Origin of the sequence: Streptomyces sp. NPDC008317 (assembly GCF_042955955.1) — a bacterium.
Lineage (GTDB): Bacteria > Actinomycetota > Actinomycetes > Streptomycetales > Streptomycetaceae > Actinacidiphila.
Map to the genome: position 1 here is coordinate 1 of NZ_JBIBFQ010000020.1, position 3,783 is coordinate 3,783.

The 3,783-nt window shown below is 65.3% G+C and carries 1 protein-coding gene and 2 pseudogenes; 1 reads left to right on the forward strand and 2 read right to left on the reverse strand.

Annotation, left to right across the window (positions count from 1 at the left end; genetic code table 11):
• Window positions 1-93: 93 nt before the first annotated feature.
• Window positions 94-1,089: pseudogene (locus ACFY9V_RS35395) on the reverse strand (IS701 family transposase); the annotation flags it as partial.
• 181 nt (window positions 1,090-1,270) lie between these two features.
• Between ACFY9V_RS35395 and ACFY9V_RS35400 the strand changes: the two are divergent.
• Window positions 1,271-1,495, forward strand: a complete 225-nt coding sequence (locus ACFY9V_RS35400) for a hypothetical protein (RefSeq protein WP_355342741.1) — start codon at window positions 1,271-1,273, stop codon at window positions 1,493-1,495.
• A 1,926-nt stretch (window positions 1,496-3,421) separates the two neighbouring features.
• On the opposite strand, the pseudogene ACFY9V_RS35405 reads toward ACFY9V_RS35400, so the two are convergent.
• Window positions 3,422-3,783: pseudogene (locus tag ACFY9V_RS35405) on the reverse strand (hypothetical protein); the annotation flags it as partial.

Below are 3,783 nucleotides of genomic sequence, written 5' to 3' on the forward strand. Positions count from 1 at the left end.
GGAAGCGCCGGCGGTCTCACCATGATCGATCAGACTCCTTCACACGACAGAGCCCGCAAGAAACAGGCTCTGCCACAAAGTCTGACGCGCGACAACCCAGCGGTGCCAGGACGTCCACCGGCGGACCTGGTGTTCGTCCAATCCGGTCAGTTCCTTTCCCGTCTGGAAGGTCTCCTCGACCGTCCACCTGCGCCCGGCTACCCGTACGAGTGTGGACAGTGGCACGGCGATGGGCGAATAGCAGCGGTAGAAGGCGAGTTCGCGAGTGCGCCGGTTTCGGCGGACCAGGAGTTGGTGGTGTCCGGGGCGGTGATCGGCGATGTGGACCACGGCCCAGTCGTAGAAGCGGTGGCCCTTCGCGCCGGTCCCGGCGGAGAGCTTCTGCCAGGCCCGCTTGGGCATCTTCTTGACCAGCGCGGACGCCCGCAGTCTTCCTCCCCTCGTGGCGATCTGGTGGTCGCAGGCGACCGTGAGGACGTAGCCGACCGCGCGGCGTTCCAGTGCGGTGCGAAGGGTCGGATTGCCGCCGTAGACCTCGTCACCTGCCACCCATCGCGCCGCGACGCCGGAGTCCAGGGCGCGGGCGATCATCTGTGCGGCCAGAGCGGGCTTGGTGGCGAAGCCCACAGCGGCGGGTATGCCGGCCGCCCGGCACCGCTGGCGGTCCTCGGTCCAGGAACGCGGGACATACAGCTCCCGCTCGATGGCGGCGTGTCCGGCCCGCGCAGAGTAAACGAGGTAGACCGCTACCTGCGCGTTCTCTATTCTGCCCGCGGTGCCGGTGTATTGGCGCTGGACGCCCACCGTCGCGATGCCCTTCTTCAAGTCGCCGGTCTCGTCGACGACGAGGACCGCCTCTTCGTCGCGCAGGTGGTCCACCACGTAGGTGCGGATGTCGTCGCGGACCGCATCGGCGTCCCACTTGGCACGGCCCAGTAGGTGCTGCATCCCGTGGGGGGTGGTGTCTCCGGCATGCTCCGCGATCGTCCAGCAATTCTTGCGCGGCAGATCCGACAGCAGCCCCAGCACCAGCGAGCGGGCGCGGCGGCGGGGTTCCACCCGGGCGAACCGACCTGCGACGCGGGCCATCAGGCCCTCGAACATCACCTGCCATCGTTCAACGTCTACGCTGTGACCTGCGGCCACTGCTTGATCCTTCGTTGTCTTCACAAACCACGATGATCTTCGGTGGCCGCGCTGTTGCCCAGGCAGGCAGATCACGACCCTCGGCCCTGGACTACCGGGCTCCGCCCGAGGTTGGAAAGCCCTGATGAGTCGCTACGAGTTGAACGAGCGCGAGGCCTTCGTCGCCATGTCGCGGTTCGTGTGGCAGTTCGCGAACCGCGCCGGGGACGACCTTCTCACGCTCTTGGGCGACATCGGCATCGAGGCGGACGGCGGAACGACAGACCCCGCTGCCTGGGAGGACTGGATGAGGTGCGTTCGTTCGGTCGTCGACGGCGCAGAGGACTCAGCAGGCGGGTCGGCAGGATAGAGGGCCACTCGAAGGACAAGATCACGATCTACAGCTGCCGTACTAGGCGGGTGCAAGCCCGAGGCCGCCGCTGCGGCGCAATGCGCGGAATAGCCGGTGGGCGGCGGTGGGGTGAGCAATAGTCAATGCTTGTGGATGGCTTGGTCACAGCAGAGGATCGGTTCCCCGGATCGCCTGCCAGCGGCAGCCATGGGTGGCTGACGTGAGGTGATCGACGCCTGTGCCTTGGAGGGTGACGAGCGCGGTGTGGACCGGGGCGAGTTTCCCAACCGAGCAGCGTTAGGCGAGGATCTGCGTCAGGCTGGCCATTCTCGAGCGGCGCGCAGGGTTTCCCTATGCGCTGCGCATGATCGGGGTGGATCTGAATGCGGCGCTCCCGGAAGGTGGGGATAGTGGAGACCCGGTCGGCTCGGTGGCCCAGTTGCAGTACGTTCGGCTGGGGTCCGATGCAGCTCGCGTGTACCGGGTGGCTGCCTTGTGGCCGTGGGAAGAGCTCAGCGTCGGGCCGGTTGCCGCAGCCGCCCAAACGAGCCAGCGCGAGGCCGCACAGGCGCTGGTTCAGCTTGCGGAACGCCATTTGCTGGAGATCACCGATGGCGGGGGCGATCGCTTTCGTCCTTCTGTTCGAGCCCACGCAGCCAACACGGCGTTACGCGTGCATGCGATGACGCGGTCAGTAGGAACGTCGCATGGTTCCTCCGCTAAGCCAGCCAGGCCGACGCCGCTGCGTTCAAGGAGCGTTGGCGTGTCGGCCCTCTTTACCAGGAGATCGGCCCAGGACCGTACGGCAGTGAGGGAGAGGCCGTCGCCGAGCTGCTTCCGCAAGTAAGCAACCTGGTGCAGTCGGTCCTGGCTGCGCCGGATGCCGGGCACTTCGAAATTGGGTGGTGGGTTGGTGGTCGGCCGCCAGCGGCAGCGGGAGTTCCGGCATGACGTGCCGGCGGAGCGCGGCCCAGTGTCACCGCGGTGGCGGGGGAGTTGGGTGCGGAGCTGGCGTCGAGGGCACCTACTACGCGGGGCTCCGATCGGAGGAGGAGCCGTCGCGGTGGCCCTGGCGGACTGCACCCTGCCCGAGAGCGGCTGGGGTCGGCTGGTTCTGCACCGCACCACCCCGAGGCACGCAAGAAATAGACTGACAGCGGCGAGTCCCAGGGCGGCGGCTGAAGAGTCGGCCGCCGGGCGAGGTCGGCATATTGGCCTTCTCGCCACCTCTGATGAAAACAGAAGGGTTCGATCTGCTATTTTCTTTACTATGAGGGAAGCGGGAAATAAAATTTCCCGCTTCCCTCATAGATCAATGCTCCCGGTCATTTCTTGTTGCGTTGTCCTCGGCTGACCCAGATCAGCGATGCCAGGATTGCAACAAGGAGGACGATTGCGATAGTGACGCGGAGCGGCTTGCTGAGCTCGTCCTGGGCCCAGGGGACGAACAGGAACATAGCCACTATGGCCACGGCCACAGATGCGAACCACGCAACGACTCTGGTCCTGTAGGTGCTCACTGCTCCTCCTGGCGGCTGACTGACTACGAGCTGCGCAGCGCGTTTTTCGCGCATTTGACGGTGGCTCCGGCCCCTCCCGAGACGGCTTGGTTCTCCTAGCGCTTTCGAGTGAGTAGAACGATAAGAAAATAGAAGAAAGCCACTAGGGCAACTACGAGCACGGTTATTCCCAGAGCGGCCCCGCTGAAAGCCAAATAATACGCCTGGGGTTCGGCCCCCTGCCCGGAGCTGATTACCATGCTATCGGTCACCACTTTTTGCCCCTCCGTTCCCTGTACTTTCGCATACCTCCGGTTCGCATGAAAAGTTGGAATGCTATGAGGGCGGCGACAACCACCACGATGACGAGCCAGACGAAGATGTTCACCGGGTTCCTTTCGGTTCAGGGGCCGGGCAAGGGTGCCCGGCCCCCAGGCGTACCAGGTCAGAACAGGCTTGCCCCTAGTTTGAAGGCGTCCTTTGCGTCGTTGAGGAAGCTCACGGCTTCGGAGGCGTCGCCGGAACCGCTGGGCCCGTAGTCGCCCACGATGTCCAGCCCTGTATCGATGGCGCAGCCGGTCGCGGCCTCAGTGGCGAGGCCGATTCCCGTGGTGGCGGTTCCTGTGAGTCCTGCGACGAGCGCTCCTTGAGCTCCACCCTTGAAGCAGGACGTCGCGTATTTCGACCAGGGCACCTCGCCGGTCGGATCGACGTTGTTGATGGGGTCGTCGCCTGCGTAGGCGTAGCGGTTTCCCTGGGCGGGGTCGGCGAGGAAGGAGTGTGCGTCCTGGCTGGTGAAGCGGCCGG